The organism is Desulfobacula toluolica Tol2 (assembly GCF_000307105.1).
In the GTDB taxonomy this organism is placed as follows: Bacteria; Desulfobacterota; Desulfobacteria; order Desulfobacterales; family Desulfobacteraceae; genus Desulfobacula; species Desulfobacula toluolica.
In genome coordinates, this window is the sequence record NC_018645.1 from 1,596,471 (window position 1) to 1,614,374 (window position 17,904).

Genomic DNA, 17,904 nt, shown 5'->3' on the forward strand with positions numbered 1-17,904 from the left:
AAACCATGAATGATGATATTATTTCCTATTCTTCCGAAAAAAAAGGGATTGTTACATCCAGCAGAACATCCGATGACCTGTCTTCTGATATTGTTTCCTTAAGACCCATAAGCTTTAATGATTATGTGGGACAAGATGATACTGTTGAAACCTTGAAGATTGCCATACAGGCAGCCAAGATGAGGAATGAACCGTTAGATCACATATTGCTTCACGGGCCTCCTGGTTTAGGTAAAACAACTGTCTCCCATATCATTGCCAATGAAATGGAAAAAGAGCTGACCGTCACGTCAGGACCTACTCTGGAGAAGGGAGGGGATCTTATCGGAATATTAACTAATATAGGCAAAGGAGATATTTTATTCATTGATGAAATCCATCGAATTCCAAAAGTTGTTGAAGAATTTTTATATCCGGCCATGGAAGACTTTGCCGTGGATTTTATATTCGACAAGGGGATTCATGCAAGAAGTCATAGATATCGCTTAAATCAGTTTGTACTTATTGGCGCAACCACCCGTGTAGGGCTGTTATCCTCTCCTTTAAGGGATAGATTCGGACTTTTTCGAACACTTGATTTTTATTCTGTGGATCAACTGGTGATTATCATTAAACGGTCTGCTGCTATTTTGAACATAACCATTTCGGATGATGGCGCCCTGGAGCTGGCCCAAAGGTCCAGGGGTACCCCGAGGATTGCCAACAGGTTGTTAAAAAGAGTCAGGGATTATTCACAGGTAAAATCACATGGGAAAGTTACCCAAAACAGTGTTCAAGCAGCTCTTGAACTCGAAGGAATTGATGCTCTTGGTCTGACCTGTCTTGATCGAAATTATCTGAAAACCATAGTGGATTTCTATAAGGGAGGACCTGTGGGGATTGAAGCTATTGCGGCAACATTGCAGGAAGAAACAGATACTCTTGTTGATGTCGTAGAACCTTTTTTGTTGCAAATAGGCTTGGTACTTCGTACTTCCAGCGGCAGAAAAGCTTCGGAAAAAGCATATCGCCATCTTAAAATTAAACCATAAAATGAGATGCGTTTTTTGATTTGGATGAAAAATCATTTCTATTTTTTCAGGAGTATAAATCCAGCAGGTTAACGACCCAGGAGATTAAAAGTTTGAAATTGGTTAATAAAGGTGGGTTATGGAAGATATATCAAGAGAGTTGGAAGGTGAAATAAAACGATCCAGACTAAAACCCTATAAAAAGAACCGAAAGTCAAGGATTCTGATAATTGATGATTTCGGAGAAATAAGATCTGGTGAATATTTAAAAGCGCTTTTAGGGATTTTATCTGCTGTAAGCATACTTTTTTTTGTGGCAGCGGTCACATTTTATTTTACAGGGGTATCAAGGGGTGTTGCTTTAATTAAAAAAAAGCTTGTTCAATCTGAAAAAAAAGTTGATGAATTGACCAGGGAAAAAGAATTGTTAATGGCAAGGTTGGTTATTTTGGGAAAAGATCCAAAGATTATTAAAAAAGAAATTGAAGAAAAAAAAACTGTGGTCTCAAAGAATCGGGAAGTAAATTGCGTTCAAGAACTTGAAAATAGAGTCAAAACAAATCAGTTTTCAACGGCTGAACAACAAGAAAACAGGATTCAATCTAAATTAAATGCCTCTAAACTAAATACTATTGATAAACCGCCTGACACATCGGCAAAACCTAAAGAGATGAAAAAAACAGTTTTGATAGAAAAATTTGCTGTTAAAAAGGATGGAACAAATGGCGATCTTCTGGTTCGATTTAATATCAAAAATAGTTCTAATAAACCCGGGGATGTTTCAGGAAGAATTTTTACACTGTTGAAACCTGACAACAACATTGAAGATCAGTGGCTTGTGGTGCCGGCCTCAGCCTTGAAAAATGGTATTCCGTCTGAGTATGGAAAAGGACAATATTTTTCAATTGCACATTTTAAACCAGTTAAATTCAGGATCAAAAGTCAGGCTGATCCTGAATTTTTTAAAAAAGCGGCTATTTTTATATTTAATGATCAAGGTGATTTGATATTCGATAAGATGATTGATATCACTGAGGCTTAGGGCGGTAAAAGGTATTCAATCATAGGCAGGCCGGGAGATATAAAGTGGGAAAGAAAAGCAGCAAAAATCTTTCAATTATTGATAGGGAACTAAAAATTGAGGGATCAATATCAAGCAGCGGAAAGTTGATTATAAAGGGGCAGGTAACAGGAACTATTGAAGGAGAGGTGGTGATCATTGCAGAGGGAGGGCAGGTGAATTCCAGTGCCACAACGGTATCCAGTATTACGATTGGCGGAAAATTTCAAGGAGAAGTTACGGCATCCAGGGAATTGATTATTCTTGCCACTGGGGTATGTGCGGGTAAAGTAGAGTGTAAAGATCTTATTGTTGAAAATGGTGGTGTTTTAAATGCTGAAGTTTTCTGTAAAACATCAAGCAAACTATCGGCAGGGAAAGATTCAACTGCGTTTGACAACACTGATGTACAAAAAGGAAAACAGATAGAACTTTAAATTTTGCTTGACATGGATATTAAACTTATGTAAGTTTTATAGATTGTGTTTATGAAGAGGAGCGTTGAAGAAATTGAAAAAATATACATATAGTGCAAAAAGATCAGACAATAGTGAAAATTGGTGTGTCATTGACGCAAAGGACAAGATTCTCGGCAGGCTTGCATCTCAGGTGGCGTATAGGATTCGTGGTAAACACAATCCTCTTTTTACGCCTCATGTTGATACAGGTGACTGGATTATTGTTATCAATGCAGATAAAATTCGTATGACGGGTAACAAGCTGGATCAAAAAAAATATTACCGTCATTCAGGTTATATTGGTGGTATTAAATCCATTACAGCTAAAGAACTGCTGGAGAAAAAGCCTGAAGAGTTGATAAAAAAAGCAGTTAAGGGAATGCTTCCTAAAAACAGGCTTGGCAGAAAACTTGGCAAGAAATTATTTGTATATACGGGCGATCAGCACCCTCATGCTGCTCAAAAGCCTGAAGTTGTTGAAATCTAAGGAATAAAGGACGCGATAATTATCAATGGAAAGTGGAAACGTATTTTACGCGACTGGTAAAAGAAAAGATTCTATAGCCAAAGTATGGTTAACACCCGGCAATGGTAAGATTTTAGTCAACAATAAAGATCTTAATGAATACTTTGAATTAAACGTAACAAGAGATTTGCTTTTATCCCCTTTGGTTCTTACTGAAAAAAGCGATGCTTTTGACATTAAAGTTACAGTAATGGGCGGCGGAAAATCCGGTCAGGCCGGTGCTGTGCGTCTTGGTGTGTCCAAAGCGCTTGAACTTTCAGATCCTGATCTTCGAGGTGTTTTAAAAAACGCAGGATTCCTTACAAGAGATGCAAGGAAAAAGGAACGTAAAAAATACGGTAAAAAAGGCGCAAGAGCAAGCTTTCAGTTTTCAAAAAGATAGTCTTTTTTATTCAATCGAATCATTCGGTACAAACGCACCAGGGACAAAGATGTTTTTTTTTGTCCCTTTTTGTGTTGGGAAATGAAAAATAAAATGAAAACCTTTTTGTTCTATGATATTGAAACAAGTGGTTTAAATCCTGCATTTGATCAGATTTTAACGTTTGCTTTTATCCGGACTGATTTTGGACTCAATGAAATGGACAGGCAAACCATTACTATTCGGTTGCGTAAAGATATTGTGCCGTCGCCAAAAGCTTTTTTAACGCACGGTTTGACTTACGATGAATTAGAACATGGGGTCAGTGAATATGAAGCAGCTTTAAAAATTCATAACATATTAAACACACCGGGCACGATAAGTCTGGGGTACAATTCTCTTGGTTTTGATGATATTTTTTTAAGGTTTCTTTTTTATCGAAATCTTTTAGATCCCTACTTGCATCAATATGCTAATGGGTGCTACAGGATGGATGTTCTGCCTATTACGGCTGTCTTCAGGGTATTTTATCCATCTTGTTTGAAGTGGCCTTGTGTTGATGGAAAACCAAGCCTTAAACTTGATTTGATTTGTTCTGAAAACAGGTTTGTCACTTCCGGCAGGGCTCATGAAGCAATGAATGATGTTGAGGCTGTCATTGAGCTTGTCAGGAGATTGATTCTTCAGAAGGACATTTGGAAATATTGTCTTGGATTTTTTAATAAAACCCGGGATGAAATCAGGATAAGTAGCATTGAAAAAACTTTTGATATTCAATCAGAGCGTTTCAGTGTTTGTCTTATGGTTTCGGCATCTTTTGGGGCCGGTAAAAATTACCTGGTGCCTGTTATCCGTCTTGGAGAATCAAGGGTGTATAACAATCAAAGTCTTTGGTTGCGACTTGATTCAGACGATATTATAGGTCTTGGTACGGATAAGGATTTGAAGGATACGTTTGTTATAAGAAAACGTCCCGGAGATGCATTGATCGTATTGCCTGCCCTTGAAAGATTTTGGACAAAATTGCCGGAGGCTTCACAACAATCAGCTGATGAAAATATGGATAAAATTCGCCGTCACCAGGAAAGATTTTTGGAATTTATCGAGTACCATTGCAGATATGAATATCCTTTTGTGCCCGACATAGACCCGGACGCAGCGCTTTACCAGGATGGTTTTTTTTCCGCGCTTGAGAAAAAACAAAGCGATTTGTTTCATAAGGCTGCGAACAACCGGAAAAAAGAAGTCTTACAAAAAATTCAAAGCCCCAGGATAAAAGTTTTAGCCGGTCGTATTTTTGACAGGAATTTCAAAGATGAAGCAGAACAATCAAAAGATAGTGAATATCATTTTTATTTGAACAGATTAAGATCTTCTTTGCCTGAAGATCAGTTCGTCGGCTATAAAAACGATATAAAATTTAATTGTGAACAAGGGATGCGGGAATTAAAGGAAGTTGAAAATGATCTTTTGAGTCTTAATCCGGACCAAAAAAAGATGTTTGGATGGTTAAAAGAGTATATAATGAATTTATCAATTCCTCCTGCTTAGAGTTTTAAGGTCGTCAATTTGGGCATCATGAATAAACCGGTTTAAAAGTGTTTCACTTTTGTTTTCCAGTTGTACCTTTGTATTATTGGCGAGCGCGAAGTTGTTAATGATTTTAAACTTACGACAAGTTACACCTATTCTTATTTTTCTGTTTTTATTCTGAATAATAGTTGTCAGGTGTAACTCTTTAAAATTCGTATCTTTTAAGAACGGTATGTGGGTTGGGCAATAATAATTGTCTTGTTGGCCAAATCAACATCATAAATAATGGATGGCCTGCAGTAAGGCACCATGGAGTTAATATTGAAAACCATATCCACACCAACGGATGGAAGCATTCCCTTGCTTATATCAAAGTCCATGGTTTAATTACTATCCAGGCAGTATTTATCCTGATGCGTCATACTGCCTGAACCAAACCTTTTGATATTATTTTACAGCGTCTTTTAATGCTTTTCCCGGGATGAATTTTGGTACATTTCTGGCTGGAATATCAATTTCTTTACCGGTTTGTGGATTTCTTCCCTTCCTGGCTTTTCTTTCAGCTGTTTTAAATGTTCCAAAGCCAACGAGCGTAACAGAATCATTGTTGGACAGAGCATCTGTAATTGCCTTGATGGTGCAGTCCACTGCAGACTGTGCATCTTTTTTACTGTTAAGTACTTCTGAAACCTTGTTTATTAAATCGCCTTTATTCATTTTTATCACTCCTTTTTAGGTTTTAGAAATGTTTAAATACTAAAATCGTCGATAACATAATTTTTTAAGTTAATTTGAATCAGCTTTTCTGCGTAAGTTACGTCGTTGAGAGGCCCGTGTCAAGTATTTATTCACAATTTTTATTAAATTTGTTGCCAGAATGAAGCGAAAATCATAAAATCAACTTAAACAGGAGGAAAATATGGATGCAGCACTGGTCAATCCCTTTATTGAGGGTACGTTACATATTCTCGATACAACGGCATTTGTAAAAGTAAAACCGGAAATTCCGTTTTTGAAAAAAGATAGAAAATCATTGGGTGATATTTCAGGGTTACTGGAAATATCCGGTGACCTTTCCGGCTCAGCCGCCATTAGTTTTTCGGAAAAAAGTATACTTGGAATCGTTTCGGCGATGTTTGGTGAGGATATGACCCAACTCAATGAAGAAATAAATGATGCGGTAGGTGAGATCTGTAATATGGTAGCCGGCCATGTTGCGACAAAAATTGCTGAGATGGGCAAGAAGGTAAATGTTAAGTTTACAGAGATAAAAATAGGAAAGGATGCATTTATAGAACATGTTAAAGGTGTGAAACATGTTCTTGTTCTTCCTTTTAATACGACAAAAGGTAAGATGGTGATAGAAATATGCTATGAAGCTGTGAGTGATGGGTGATGAGGTGGAACGGCAATTTGTTTCTCAATACTCAGAAGCCGGCACCTAAAACCCAAAACTCATCAGATACCAGTTAATCAATTGATTTCCAAAGAAAATATATACAATTGCGCCTAACGACAGGAATGGTCCAAAAGGAATCTTTAATTTTGTATCTGCTATTCTGGTATAAAGCATGATGAAAATTCCGGTGATAGTGCCGAATAATGAGCCTGTAAAAATAGTGAAAACAACCCCTTTTATTCCTGTCGCAGCGCCAATCATGGCCAGAAGTTTAATGTCACCGCCGCCCATGCCCTCTTGTTTCTTTAGTAAATAATAAAAAAGCGCTACCGCATATAAAATGCCCCCTCCGGCCAGTATGCCCAATAGAGCGGCTTTTATGGTCATTTCAGGTATGAAATAGAAAGAAGATGCAAAAATTGGTATGCCTGAAAGAGAGATGCTGTCCGGGATAATTTGATAATCAATGTCAATAAATGAAATGGTAATCAAAGCGCTTATGAAAACAAACCAGTAGGCCGTGGCAGGGGTTAGCCCGAACTTAAGGAATAACAGGAGGGAAAAGATACCGGTCAGTGTTTCTATAAAAGGATACCTGATGGATATCGGGTTCAGGCAGAATTTACAGCGGCCCATTAAAAAAAAGTAGCTGAATATGGGAATATTGCAGTAAAAGGGAATGCTGTTTTTACAATTGGGACAGAATGATCCCGGAGTGACAATGGATTTGTTTGCAGGAATCCGGTAAATACAAACATTTAAAAAACTTCCGATACAGGTGCCGAATATAAAAACAATCAGGCCCGGAATTATTAAGTTTGGATAAGAAAAATAGTCTGTCATTGTCAGGTTCTCTTTTTGTTTGGGTTTTGTTAATTTCTTTTATTATAGTTAAAAATATTTTTTTCAAGGATATTGTAAAAATTAAAATCTGTTTTATTGTAAAGTCACCAGTATGCAGGTATGAAAAGTGAATGTCAAACATTGAATGCAAAGTTAACAGTCAAAAAAAAAATCATTCAGTGTTTTTTTTATATGAAAATAAGGAGCAAAAATGGCTGAAGCAGATATTGATGACCTGATTGAAATTATAGAAAAAGAAAGCAACATAGAGGATATACCGAAAATTCTTCCCATGATGCCGGTAAGAGATGTTGTCGTGTTTACAGATATGCTGCTGCCATTATTTGTCGGACGGGAAAAATCCATTAAAGCAGTTGAAGAGACTGTGGAATATGACAGGTATATTTTTTTGAGCGCCCAGAAAGATTCTGAACTGGAAAAACCAACAGCAAAGGATGTTTATGCCGTTGGTACGGTTGGCAGGATTCAAAAAATGATCAAGTTGCCGGATGGCAGGATCAAGGCCCTGGTTCAGGGAATAGCCAAGGCAAAAATATTGGAATACGTTAAAAAGAGAACTTTTTTTAAAGTTCGTATTGAATTTTTAACGGATGTCGATCCTGTGGAACTCAGCATTGAAAATGAAGCTTTGATGCGTAATGTCAAAGAAGCCAGTGAAAAATTATTGGCCCTTAAGGGCGAGTTTTCGGGGGATGTGGGGGATTTGTTGTCTCATATTGAATCTCCCGGCAAATTGGCGGATCTTGTTGCTTCCAATTTGAATTTAAAGGTTGAGGATGCTCAGATTTTGCTTGAAATCACCGAAGGAACCGAACGGTTGAAAAAGGTGAATGATCTTTTGGCAAGAGAACTGGATCTTTCAACGGTTCAGGCTAAAATTCAAATAGATGTCAAAGATGAGATTTCTAAAAATCAAAGGGATTATTATCTCAGAGAGCAGGTAAAGGCAATTCACAGGGAGCTTGGAGAGAACGACGAGAAACTTGCCGAAATAGAAGAGTTTAAGGAAAAAATTAAAAAATGCAAAATGCCCCATGACTGTGAAAAAGAGTCACAAAAGCAACTCAAACGTCTTGAGCAGATGCATTCCGACTCTTCTGAAGCTTCGGTTGTAAGAACCTATCTTGACTGTATCGTTGATTTGCCATGGAGCAAAGCAACAAAAGATTTTCTTGATATTCCAAAATCACAAGAGGTGCTGGATGCAAATCATTTTGGTCTGGATAAAGTCAAAGAAAGAATTCTTGAGTATTTGAGTGTCAGAAAATTAAATCCCCAGAAAAAAGGACAGATCATTTGTTTTGTGGGGCCTCCTGGTGTTGGAAAAACATCGTTGGGTCAGGCTATTGCCAAAGCCATGAAGCGTAAGTTTCATCGGCTGTCCTTGGGCGGTATCCGGGATGAGGCTGAGATCAGGGGACATCGAAGAACTTATATCGGTTCAATGCCGGGACGGATTTTGCAAGGGTTGCGGCAATGTGGTACAAATAATCCCGTATTCATGCTGGATGAAATCGACAAACTGGGAAATGATTTCAGAGGAGATCCTTCTTCTGCACTGTTAGAGGCTCTTGATCCTGAGCAGAATTTTGAATTTTCAGACCATTACCTGAATATGCCTTTTGATCTTTCCAATGTGCTGTTCATTTTAACCGCAAACATGTCCGACACGATTCCGTCTGCTTTGCTGGACAGGATGGAAGTGATCAGAATCTCCGGGTATACCCGCCAGGAGAAAAAAGTGATTGCCCAAAAACATCTTTTACCCAGAAAACTCAAGGATAACGGTTTGATTCGCAGGTCCATTCATGTCAGTTCCGCTGCCATGGAGTTGATTATTGCAGAATACACGCTGGAAGCCGGTGTACGAGGGCTTGAAAGGAAGCTGGATGCCATCTGCAGAAAAATTGCAAGGCAGATTGCAGATGGGAAAAAGGGAAAATTTTCCATCACCCGTCAAAATCTTACAAAATATCTGGGTCCGCCCCAATATCTTACAGAGCTTGATCAGGAAGAGAGCCAGGTGGGCCTGGCAACAGGCCTTGCATGGACTGAAGTCGGCGGAGAGCAGTTGTATATCGAGGTGTCATTGTATCAGGGAAAAGGAGAGCTGCTGGTCACAGGCCAGATCGGTGATGTTATGCAGGAATCTGCCAGAGCTGCCCTTACTTATACAAAAGCCAATGCAGATAACTTTGGTATAAATAAAGAGGATATTGATAATAACGATATTCATATTCATGTGCCTGCCGGTGCCATTCCAAAAGATGGTCCTTCAGCAGGAATTGCCATGGCAACGGCATTGATTTCAGCATTTACCGGTCGCAAAGTGAATAATAAAGTGGGGATGACAGGTGAAATTTCTTTGAGAGGGAGAGTTTTGCCCATTGGGGGGCTTAAGGAAAAAGCCCTTGGTGCTTTAAGGGCAGGCATTGACCATGTGATCATTCCCGAAAAAAACAAAAAAGATTTATATGATATGCCCAAGGTGATTAAGAATAAAATGAAATTTACCTGTGTAAGTGATATACGGGAAGTTCTTGATATTGCTTTGGAAGAAAAATCAAATAAAGAAAATTCAGATGAAGAAAAACCGGATAAGAAAAGGGCAGATAATTGAAACTTCTTTGTCTGAGTACGGCAGAACAGGGATGCAGCTTGGCAATTGTTGATGGAAGCATACTTGTTTGTGAAGAGTTCTGGGATGCCAGGCTGACGCATTCCAGGCGACTTGTAAAAATGATCGAACATATGCTTGAAAGTCGCGCTTTTATGTCACTGAAAGATATGGACGGTTTTGTGGCTGCCAGAGGGCCCGGCAGTTTTACAGGTCTTAGAATCGGTATCAGTGTAGTCAAAGGATTGGCCTATGCCATGGGGAAACCTGCGGCAGGTGTTTCAAGTCTGGACGGGATTGCGTTCCGGTTTGATCACTGTTCCATTCCTGTTTGTGTGATGATGGATGCCAGGAGAAATGAAGTCTATTGCGCTGTTTATCATTTTGACCATGGCAGGTTGATGTCAAAAACCAGGGAAAGTGTTGTCAGTCCTGAAGAGGCAATCGGTATGACAAGCGGGCCTGTAGTGTTTGCAGGGTCGGGATCAAAAGCGTACCGGGATATTATTGAACAAACAGCCGATAATCCTGAGTTTGCTGACAGATTTTTGGATTCCGTTAGTGCAACTGCGTTGCTTCGGTCCCTGGCTTCAAAAGAAGATTTTTTTAATTGCCCTGAAAATAGACTTGCTCCGGTTTATATCAGACAGTCTGATGCCCAATTGCAATTTGCTGAAAAATAAGGACATTGACATAAGGATAGATTGTTTGATAGTGTGAGTGACACAGATATAATTTGAAGAAAGTTAAATTATGGACAATTCAAAATGGCCGGCGCGGGCGGTTTTACCGGTTGCTCAACCCGGCCTGAAATTTATATTTATAGCCATTCTCATTACGGGGATGCTTTTTTATTTTGAGCGGGGAGTATTTTTCTGGATCTGTCTGGCAGCAACTTTATTTGTCTGCTGGTTTTTTAGAGATCCTGATCGTGTGCCCCCTCAAGAGGAAAACAGTCTTATATCTCCTGCTGACGGGAAGGTAATTTGTATTGAAAAGCAAGAAAAATGTGACTATTTATCCGATCCCTGCATTAAGATCAGTATCTTTATGAATGTGTTTAATGTTCATGTAAACCGGGTTCCTTTTGACGGAATGGTTCAAAAGGTTGTGTATCATCCGGGAAAGTTTATGAATGCCTCTTTTGACAAGGCATCCATTCACAATGAAAGAAATGCATTGATTATCAAGACAGCGGATGATGCAAGTTTTGCAGTTGTTCAGATAGCCGGTCTCATTGCCCGGCGTATTGTGAATTGTGTTAAAGATGGTGAAATACTGAAAAAAGGGGATAGGTATGGTATGATTCAGTTCGGCTCACGTCTTGATTTGTATTTGCCCCGGGATTTTAAAGTTGCTGTAAGTGTTGGTCAAAAAACAAAGGCCGGGTCTACTATCATTGGATATATGAAATAAAGGGGATAGACCTTAAAGGATGCAAAAACAGAATTTTAAAAAAAGTATTTATATTCTCCCCAATCTATTTACGTCCATGAATTTGTTTTGCGGATACTATTCAATTACGGCAACTATTCAGCTAAAATTTGTTGATGCTGCTGTTGCCATATTGATTGGTGCCGTGTTTGATTTGCTGGATGGTAAAATTGCCAGGGCAACCAATACCACCAGTAAATTCGGTGTTGAATATGATTCTCTGGCAGATCTGATTACTTTTGGGTTGGCTCCCGCACTTTTAATGTTTTTGTGGGTGCTTGAATCCATTGGCAGGCCGGGTTGGTCCGCAGCTCTCTTGTTTACGATATGTGGCGCATTAAGGCTTGCCAGGTTTAATACCAGTAAATCATCCGGTATTGATTTCGAGGGTTTGCCGATTCCTGCTGCTGCGGCAATGAATGTTTCCGCAGTTCTTTTTTTCTATCGGTTGCAGATTAGTCCTGAATCCTTTAAACTGATTTTTATGATACTGATGTTCGTTCTTTCTTTTTGCATGGTAAGTTCGTTCAGGTACAAAAGTCTAAAAAAGGTATCTTTTTTTAAAAGCATGAAATTTAACAAACTTGTCATGCTTGTCCTTGTTTTTGTTGCCTTTGCCACCGAACCTTATATTTTTCTGTTTGTTGTTTTTTCAGTATATGTTGTGTCCGGGCCTATTTTATCACTGTTATATCATCACACATCCAAAATTGAAAAAGCGATTTAAAATTGATAAAGGGTTTAAAAATAATAATTATTATGGAGTAAATTGAACGTTGGAGCAGATACCTATCACAAAACAGGGCTATGCAGCCTTGAAAAAAGAACTTGAACGATTGAAAACAATTGAGCGGCCTGAAAATATCAAAGCAATAGAGGTGGCCCGTGCCCATGGTGACTTGTCTGAAAACGCCGAATATCATGCTGCCAAGGAAAAACAGTCATTTCTGGAAGGCAGGATCGGTGAAATCAGCTATAAGATTGGAAATGCTAAAATAATTGATCCGGAAACCGTACCAAAGGACGCTGTCAGGTTTGCCTGCAGGGTTCTTGTTGAAAATCTTGACTCGGAAGAAGAAATAGAATACATGATTGTCGGCCCTGATGAAGCCGATATAAAACTGGGAAAAATTTCCATGTCTTCCCCTTTGGGCAGTGCGCTTATCGGCAAAAAACCCGGAGAGGAAGCAATCGTTCAGGCTCCCGGCGGCAAAAGAATATATGAGGTCATAGAGATTCTCTAAACATATTGGAGGTATGCGTTTTGGCAAGAGTTACCATTGAAGATTGTTTGAAAAATGTAGACAATAGATTTACCCTTGTTCACTTGGCTGCTAAAAGAATCAGACAGGTCAGAGAAGGAGCGGACCTGCTGGTGAAATCATCCAAGAATGAGGATGTTGTGACAGTGTTAAGAGAGATTGCGGCAAACAGGATTGTGGCAAAAAAGAAACCCGAAGCCGAATAAATTATAGGGTTAGGATTGAAAACCGGGCTTCAAAAAAGAATCAATCGTGCCGTAGGAAAAGCAATTCATGATTGGGATATGATCCTTGAAAACGATCGGATACTGGTCGGTTTATCCGGTGGTAAGGATAGTCAGGCACTTTTAGAAATTTTAGTTGCCCTGCAAAAAAAGGCACCAATAAGATTTGAACTGCTGCCCGTACACATTGATGCCGGTTTTGAAGGGTCATTTGCAAAAGATCTGGAATATTATGTAGAGAATGCATATGGTGATATTAAAATTGAATACAAAGATTATGGTGTGCTGGCCCATTCAGACGAAAACAGGTCAAATCCGTGTTTTTTGTGTTCCTGGTTGAGAAGAAAAAGGCTTTTTGAGATTGCACAAGAACAGGGCTGTAAAAAAATTGCTTTGGGTCATAATAAAGATGATATTATTGAGACATTATTTATTAATATATGTTATGCCGGTAAAATTGGTACTATGAAACCCAGGCAAGCTTTTTTTAATGGTGCTATTGATATCATTCGGCCTTTGTCCTATGTTGATAAAGAAGATATTATACGGTTTGGTCAATTGTTTGATTTGCCGGAGTTTAAAAATAATTGCCCCAGTGCAAACCAGACAAAACGCAGTGAAATAAAAAATTTACTTGAAACATTGTATAAACATAATAAACACATAAAAGGCAATATATTCAGGGCAATGAGCAATGTTGCCCTTGATTATCTTTTAGAAAATAAAAATGATAGACATTCAAAATCAACCTGATTACAGGAATATTCCAATTGACAAGGTTGGGATAAAGGGATTGAAATACCCGGTTAAAGTTCTGGATAAAACAACAGGACTTCAGTCTACCGTCGCCCAGATCAGTATGTATGTGGATCTGCCCCATCAGTGCAAAGGAACCCATATGAGCAGGTTTGTGGAAATTTTGCATTTGTTCAGGACAAAGGTATCTTTGGAATCCATCACAAATATCCTTGAAGATATGAAGAAGATTCTTGGTGCCAAATCATCCCATATTGAGATCACATTTCCCTATTTTATTGAAAAAAAATCCCCGGAAACAGGTTCAAAAGGCTTGATGGATTATACCTGTTCCATCATCGGGTCTTCAAACGGAAAAACAGATACAGATATTGTCTTAACCGTTGCTGTTCCTGTAACATCTGTCTGCCCTTGTTCAAAAGAAATAAGTGAATACGGGGCACATAACCAGCGAGGAGAAGTGCTGGTCAGTACGCGGTTTAAACGATTGATCTGGATTGAACATATTGTGGAGCTTGTTGAGACATGCGCATCCTGTGATATTTTTTCAGTTCTCAAAAGAGAAGATGAAAAATTTGTCACGGAAAAAGCCTATGATAATCCCAAATTTGTGGAAGATATCGCAAGAGACGTGGCCAAAGCCCTGATGGAGGATAACAACATTACCTGGTTTTCCGTAAGTGCGGAAAATTTTGAATCTATCCATAACCATAGTGCTTACGCTTATATTGAAAAGGGTATTGTTTCTTAAATAAGGACTCTTGAATTTGGATTTTTAAATCAGCTTTTTTTTTGTTTTTTTCTGATTTGTTATTTGAGAAACTTTAGTTTGAAGCTTTTTTAGAATGGATTTATAGTCTCTATTTTTCTGGTTCACCATAATTACATATGGGTAAAACTTATTATCATCTCCCAGAATATATCCTGCACAGGTTCTGACATCTGAGAGTGTACCGGTTTTAAAAAAATCATTGTTTTTGCAGTTTAATAATGAATAAAACGGCATAAATTCAATCAGAATTTTCAGCATCTGGTCTGGAGAAATTCGGTTTTTTCTTGACAGGCCTGATCCTTCTGAAAGCCTAAGATGACTGAGTTTTAAATGGTTTATAGAATAATCCAGAATCGTGTTAACTCCTTTTTCAAGTGTGGCAGGTGTTCCATATGTCTTTGCCCCAATGGTTAAAACTAATTGATTTGCAATAAAGTTACTGGAGTACTTCAACAGCTTTTTTACAATCTCTTTTAGTTCAAAAGGGGACACAAAAAGGTGTTCGTCTTTTTCTTTGATATCAAGTTTTCTGGTATCCCACGTTCCCTGTAAAACATCTCCAGTGATTTTGATATGATTTTTTTCAAGAAAGTATTTGATCAACTGACCCGGATACAAGAAGCTTTGCTGTTTTGAAAGAATGATTCTGCCCTGTCGGAGGCCTGATCTGTTAATGTCGTCATAAAAGACTGAAAGCAAAGGCGTTTGTGCTTCCGCACTGACAAATTTGTTTTGTTTTGAACTCCATTTGAACATAATTGTGTTGAAATTGGCACATAAGGCACCGACAGGGGCATCATAGGGATTTAAAGAATTGCTTTTGCCGGGAACCGTTATCTGTTCTGAAAAATATGTTGGATCAAGAATGATATGGTGAATTTGTTTGATTTTTGTTGTTAAGATAATGTCCAAGCACAGCGTTTCAATGATTTCTGAAATCAATAAAGGGTCACCAAAGCCTTTTATATAAAGATTTTTTGAGTTTTTATCAAAAAAATAAGCAGTTGAAAAACGATAGTCTTGTCCAAGGATATTAATGGCGGCAAGGCTTGTCAGAATTTTTAAAATAGAGGCGGGGATAAATTGCCGGTCCTTGTTTCGACTATACAGTATATTTCCTTGGTCATCGGCCAATACAATGCCGATAGGATAATTTGCGGAAATAATGCTTGCGGACAAATTTTTTGCACCAATACATGGCGGAACAAATAGACCGCCGCTACAGATGATCAAACTAACTATAACTGCTGTGAGCAGAACTGATATTTTGCCTGGGTTTGCCGGGAATAAAAGGTGAAAGTCAATACTTGGTTTGTCGGGACTTTCATGTAAGTCCCCATGGCAGATTTGTCTGCCACAATAAAAATTGAAATTTTTATTGTGGCAGTATGTTGCGCAGAGTTTCATATTAAAATAATGGGTATTTGTTTTAAAAAATTCATCTGTTTTCAGCATAAAAGGCTTTATAACCAAGGTATGTCATGTATACATCCGCCTTGCTTGCAACTTCAAACGGTGAGTGCATGGAAAGAATCGCAGGGCCGCAGTCCAGCACATTCATTCCGTATTTGGCAAGGAATTTTGCCACTGTACCGCCGCCGCCCTGGTCTATTTTTCCCAGTTCTCCTGTTTGCCAGACAATGTTGTTTTTATTAAATATTTGTCTGATTTTGCCCACAAACTCTGCACCTGCATCACTTGATCCGGATTTTCCTGCCACACCTGTAAATTTTGTCATACAGATACCAAATCCAAGTTTTGCAGCATTTAATTTTTCGTGAACCTCTTTAAAATCAGGATCCATGGCAGCATTTACATCGGCGGAAAGACAAGATGAGTTGATCAGGGCTTTTCTAAGAGAGCGGTTGTCCGTATTCTGGTTACTGATAAAAAGCAGATCAGACATAAAATCTTCAAGAAAGCTGGATTTTGCTCCGCTGTTTCCCTCACTGCCGATCTCTTCTTTGTCAAAGAACATGGCAATGGCGGTTTTATCAGAAGATTGCTGATCCAGTAATGCTTCAAGGCTTGTATAGGAACATATCCTGTCATCCTGGCCATAGGAGCCGATCATTGATTTGTCAAATCCGACATCCCTTGCTTTTCCTGCAGGTACGGCTTCAATTTCCGCACTGACAAAATCTTCTTCTGTAATTTTATATGTTTCATGTAAAAGATTTAATACCCCCAGTTTGAACCGGTTCTTTTCTTCATCACTTCCCAATGGTATGCTTCCGGCAATCAGATTTAATTTTTCCCCCTCAAATGCGTCTGATAATTTTTTGTTTGCCTGGATTTTTCCGGCCAGGTGCGGCAGAAGATCGGTCACGGTGAAAACCGGGTCATCCGGGTCTTCACCAATTGTGATATCGATTGTTTCACCATCAGCTTTGATGATTGTTCCATGGAGTGCCAATGGTATGGCAAGCCAGTGATACTTTCTAATCCCACCGTAATAATGTGTTTTCATTAATCCCATGCTCAAATCTTCATAAATGGGGTTCTGCTTTAAATCAAGCCTGGGTGAATCAATGTGGGAGGCAATGATGTTGGCACCAAAAACAAGTGGTTCTTTTCCCAAAACAGCCAGGGCCACACACCTCCCCTGAAAAACTTTATAAACTTTTTTTGCAGAGCTTGTTTTGTTTTCAAGCAAAGTATCAATATCAACAAATCCTCTGGCCTTTGCAGCCGTAATGATTTGCCGGGCAGCCTCTCTTTCGGTTTTGGATTTATTAAGAAATTGTTTATAGGTTTCATTAAATTTAAACAGGTCTGATTTTTGTTTTTTATTCAACTGATCAAAAACCAGGGGGGATTTTTTTAAAATAGTGTCTTTTATTTTTTTTAACTGGGCTTTATTCATTTGATCTGTCCTTTTTGCTTGGGGACAGATTTGAAATCTGTCCCCGCTGTCGATTTGAAATTTGTCTCTGGAAATCTAATTATATTGATATGACCTTTCATTATTTTAACAATTGAAAAAAGTCATAAAATATCTGTTTGATTTTATGCTTTATATTAAGGGTTTTCCATTTATCCGGAAAAGCAATGGGACAAAACTCAATTTGAACTTCATAAAAATGCTTATTCTGATCCTCATGGTAAGTATTTTTCAGGATAATTAAAGGGGGTATGATGATCCCCTCATAGCTGATCACTGTGTCATAGTCTTTTGTTTTTACGGATTTGAGCCCCTTATTGGCAAGAATTGTTTTTAAAGAATTCTCTCTGATCCGCTTTTCAATAGATGTTTTTGATTCTCCCGGAGTGGCGGATATCACCCCTGAAGTGGAAATTCGATAAAATTTTTCCGCCCTGAAATCATTTTCAGCCGGGACCATCAATAAATTATCATTTTTTATTCTGTTTTTTGATGATTTAACATCATATCTTACATAGTATTTTCCAATCCCTTCATCCGCATTTATTGTGCTGATAGGTGCGATGAAAAAGAATTGAACCATAACCATTGTGTATGTCAACAGGTATTTATAATATTCAGGCATGATTTTTATCATGTGGCCTTTATTCTATGGTATTTGAGCCTTGTTTTTATATGTTGCCTCTTAGTTTTGTTTTTTTATAATGACAATTTATCTGTTGAAGTGATCCGTACAGATTAAAG

21 protein-coding genes are annotated in these 17,904 nt (G+C 38.4%); 15 read left to right on the forward strand and 6 right to left on the reverse strand.

All coding sequences use genetic code 11. From position 1 onward, the window contains the following. Nucleotides 1-5 precede the first annotated feature (5 nt). The 6 genes from ruvB (at nt 6) to TOL2_RS07345 (ending at nt 4,966) form a co-directional block, all read left to right on the forward strand. Entirely contained in the window at nt 6-1,031 is a 1,026-nt protein-coding gene (ruvB, locus tag TOL2_RS07320; protein ID WP_014956868.1) for a Holliday junction branch migration DNA helicase RuvB, read from the forward strand. 118 nt (nt 1,032-1,149) lie between these two features. Further along, the gene (locus TOL2_RS07325) at nt 1,150-2,052 is read left to right on the forward strand and encodes a hypothetical protein (RefSeq protein WP_014956869.1); all 903 of its coding nucleotides are present in this window, start codon (nt 1,150-1,152) and stop codon (nt 2,050-2,052) included. A 44-nt stretch (nt 2,053-2,096) separates the two neighbouring features. Then, on the forward strand, nt 2,097-2,507 hold the full coding sequence (locus TOL2_RS07330) for a bactofilin family protein (protein WP_014956870.1): 411 nt from the start codon (nt 2,097-2,099) through the stop codon (nt 2,505-2,507). Nucleotides 2,508-2,580: 73 nt separating this feature from the next. After that, complete coding sequence (gene rplM / locus TOL2_RS07335) at nt 2,581-3,015, forward strand: 50S ribosomal protein L13 (protein WP_014956871.1); 435 nt, start codon at nt 2,581-2,583, stop codon at nt 3,013-3,015. Nucleotides 3,016-3,040: 25 nt separating this feature from the next. Further along, nucleotides 3,041-3,436, forward strand: a complete 396-nt coding sequence (gene rpsI, locus TOL2_RS07340; RefSeq protein WP_014956872.1) for a 30S ribosomal protein S9 — start codon at nt 3,041-3,043, stop codon at nt 3,434-3,436. A gap of 93 nt (nt 3,437-3,529) precedes the next feature. Further along, nucleotides 3,530-4,966, forward strand: coding sequence for an exonuclease domain-containing protein (locus TOL2_RS07345; RefSeq protein WP_148278074.1), 1,437 nt, complete (start codon nt 3,530-3,532; stop codon nt 4,964-4,966). Between the two features lie 203 nt (nt 4,967-5,169). Here TOL2_RS07345 and TOL2_RS24805 read toward each other — a convergent pair whose 3' ends face one another. After that, the gene (locus TOL2_RS24805) at nt 5,170-5,328 is read right to left on the reverse strand and encodes a hypothetical protein (RefSeq protein WP_158406071.1); all 159 of its coding nucleotides are present in this window, start codon (nt 5,326-5,328) and stop codon (nt 5,170-5,172) included. A gap of 67 nt (nt 5,329-5,395) precedes the next feature. Next, nucleotides 5,396-5,665: an HU family DNA-binding protein gene (locus TOL2_RS07350; RefSeq protein ID WP_014956874.1), complete on the reverse strand. Its 270-nt coding sequence runs from the start codon at nt 5,663-5,665 to the stop codon at nt 5,396-5,398. Between the two features lie 202 nt (nt 5,666-5,867). Between TOL2_RS07350 and TOL2_RS07355 the strand changes: the two genes are divergently transcribed. Continuing rightward, entirely contained in the window at nt 5,868-6,344 is a 477-nt protein-coding gene (locus TOL2_RS07355; protein WP_014956875.1) for a chemotaxis protein CheX, read from the forward strand. A gap of 45 nt (nt 6,345-6,389) precedes the next feature. Here TOL2_RS07355 and TOL2_RS07360 read toward each other — a convergent pair whose 3' ends face one another. Next, on the reverse strand, nt 6,390-7,190 hold the full coding sequence (locus TOL2_RS07360) for a prepilin peptidase (RefSeq protein ID WP_014956876.1): 801 nt from the start codon (nt 7,188-7,190) through the stop codon (nt 6,390-6,392). A gap of 211 nt (nt 7,191-7,401) precedes the next feature. Here TOL2_RS07360 and lon point away from each other — a divergent pair, with 211 nt between their 5' ends. From lon to folE2, 8 genes are all read left to right on the forward strand, one after another. Next, on the forward strand, nt 7,402-9,831 hold the full coding sequence (lon, locus tag TOL2_RS07365; RefSeq protein ID WP_014956877.1) for an endopeptidase La: 2,430 nt from the start codon (nt 7,402-7,404) through the stop codon (nt 9,829-9,831). Beyond that, nucleotides 9,828-10,511, forward strand: a complete 684-nt coding sequence (gene tsaB, locus TOL2_RS07370; RefSeq protein WP_041279348.1) for a tRNA (adenosine(37)-N6)-threonylcarbamoyltransferase complex dimerization subunit type 1 TsaB — start codon at nt 9,828-9,830, stop codon at nt 10,509-10,511. The genes lon and tsaB overlap by 4 nt, the downstream gene beginning before the upstream one ends. Before the next feature lie 70 nt (nt 10,512-10,581). Continuing rightward, nucleotides 10,582-11,244, forward strand: coding sequence for a phosphatidylserine decarboxylase family protein (locus TOL2_RS07375; protein WP_014956879.1), 663 nt, complete (start codon nt 10,582-10,584; stop codon nt 11,242-11,244). A 19-nt stretch (nt 11,245-11,263) separates the two neighbouring features. Beyond that, nucleotides 11,264-11,989 carry a CDP-diacylglycerol--serine O-phosphatidyltransferase gene (pssA, locus tag TOL2_RS07380; protein WP_014956880.1) on the forward strand — a complete coding sequence of 242 codons (726 nt, stop codon included), beginning with the start codon at nt 11,264-11,266 and terminating at the stop codon, nt 11,987-11,989. A 49-nt stretch (nt 11,990-12,038) separates the two neighbouring features. Continuing rightward, nucleotides 12,039-12,506, forward strand: a complete 468-nt coding sequence (greA, locus tag TOL2_RS07385; protein ID WP_014956881.1) for a transcription elongation factor GreA — start codon at nt 12,039-12,041, stop codon at nt 12,504-12,506. 20 nt (nt 12,507-12,526) lie between these two features. Continuing rightward, the gene (rpoZ, locus tag TOL2_RS07390; RefSeq protein ID WP_014956882.1) at nt 12,527-12,730 is read left to right on the forward strand and encodes a DNA-directed RNA polymerase subunit omega; all 204 of its coding nucleotides are present in this window, start codon (nt 12,527-12,529) and stop codon (nt 12,728-12,730) included. A gap of 15 nt (nt 12,731-12,745) precedes the next feature. Next, nucleotides 12,746-13,501, forward strand: a complete 756-nt coding sequence (locus TOL2_RS07395) for a tRNA 2-thiocytidine(32) synthetase TtcA (RefSeq protein ID WP_014956883.1) — start codon at nt 12,746-12,748, stop codon at nt 13,499-13,501. Further along, nucleotides 13,476-14,255: a GTP cyclohydrolase FolE2 gene (folE2, locus tag TOL2_RS07400; RefSeq protein WP_014956884.1), complete on the forward strand. Its 780-nt coding sequence runs from the start codon at nt 13,476-13,478 to the stop codon at nt 14,253-14,255. The genes TOL2_RS07395 and folE2 overlap by 26 nt, the downstream gene beginning before the upstream one ends. 24 nt (nt 14,256-14,279) lie before the next feature. Here the strand turns inward: folE2 and TOL2_RS07405 are convergent, their stop codons facing one another. From TOL2_RS07405 to TOL2_RS07415, 3 genes are all read right to left on the reverse strand, one after another. Beyond that, nucleotides 14,280-15,509 (reverse strand): D-alanyl-D-alanine carboxypeptidase/D-alanyl-D-alanine-endopeptidase, encoded by a 1,230-nt coding sequence (locus tag TOL2_RS07405; RefSeq protein WP_014956885.1) that lies wholly within the window; start codon nt 15,507-15,509, stop codon nt 14,280-14,282. A 205-nt stretch (nt 15,510-15,714) separates the two neighbouring features. Next, on the reverse strand, nt 15,715-17,142 hold the full coding sequence (locus tag TOL2_RS07410; protein WP_014956886.1) for an aminopeptidase: 1,428 nt from the start codon (nt 17,140-17,142) through the stop codon (nt 15,715-15,717). 100 nt (nt 17,143-17,242) lie between these two features. Next, complete coding sequence (locus tag TOL2_RS07415) at nt 17,243-17,785, reverse strand: hypothetical protein (RefSeq protein WP_014956887.1); 543 nt, start codon at nt 17,783-17,785, stop codon at nt 17,243-17,245. Nucleotides 17,786-17,904: the final 119 nt, after the last annotated feature.

Excerpts from the sequence above, each read along its gene's own strand:
- ruvB (WP_014956868.1), top strand. The coding sequence starts at position 6 with ATGAATGATGATATTATTTCCTATTCTTCCGAAAAAAAAGGGATTGTT.
- TOL2_RS07350 (WP_014956874.1), bottom strand. The coding sequence starts at position 5,665 with ATGAATAAAGGCGATTTAATAAACAAGGTTTCAGAAGTACTTAACAGT.
- pssA (WP_014956880.1), top strand. The coding sequence starts at position 11,264 with ATGCAAAAACAGAATTTTAAAAAAAGTATTTATATTCTCCCCAATCTA.
- TOL2_RS07375 (WP_014956879.1), top strand. The coding sequence starts at position 10,582 with ATGGACAATTCAAAATGGCCGGCGCGGGCGGTTTTACCGGTTGCTCAA.
- TOL2_RS07355 (WP_014956875.1), top strand. The coding sequence starts at position 5,868 with ATGGATGCAGCACTGGTCAATCCCTTTATTGAGGGTACGTTACATATT.
- TOL2_RS07410 (WP_014956886.1), bottom strand. The coding sequence starts at position 17,142 with ATGAATAAAGCCCAGTTAAAAAAAATAAAAGACACTATTTTAAAAAAA.
- rpsI (WP_014956872.1), top strand. The coding sequence starts at position 3,041 with ATGGAAAGTGGAAACGTATTTTACGCGACTGGTAAAAGAAAAGATTCT.
- TOL2_RS24805 (WP_158406071.1), bottom strand. The coding sequence starts at position 5,328 with ATGGACTTTGATATAAGCAAGGGAATGCTTCCATCCGTTGGTGTGGAT.
- TOL2_RS07325 (WP_014956869.1), top strand. The coding sequence starts at position 1,150 with ATGGAAGATATATCAAGAGAGTTGGAAGGTGAAATAAAACGATCCAGA.
- lon (WP_014956877.1), top strand. The coding sequence starts at position 7,402 with ATGGCTGAAGCAGATATTGATGACCTGATTGAAATTATAGAAAAAGAA.
- TOL2_RS07345 (WP_148278074.1), top strand. The coding sequence starts at position 3,530 with ATGAAAACCTTTTTGTTCTATGATATTGAAACAAGTGGTTTAAATCCT.
- TOL2_RS07415 (WP_014956887.1), bottom strand. The coding sequence starts at position 17,785 with ATGCCTGAATATTATAAATACCTGTTGACATACACAATGGTTATGGTT.
- TOL2_RS07360 (WP_014956876.1), bottom strand. The coding sequence starts at position 7,190 with ATGACAGACTATTTTTCTTATCCAAACTTAATAATTCCGGGCCTGATT.
- folE2 (WP_014956884.1), top strand. The coding sequence starts at position 13,476 with ATGATAGACATTCAAAATCAACCTGATTACAGGAATATTCCAATTGAC.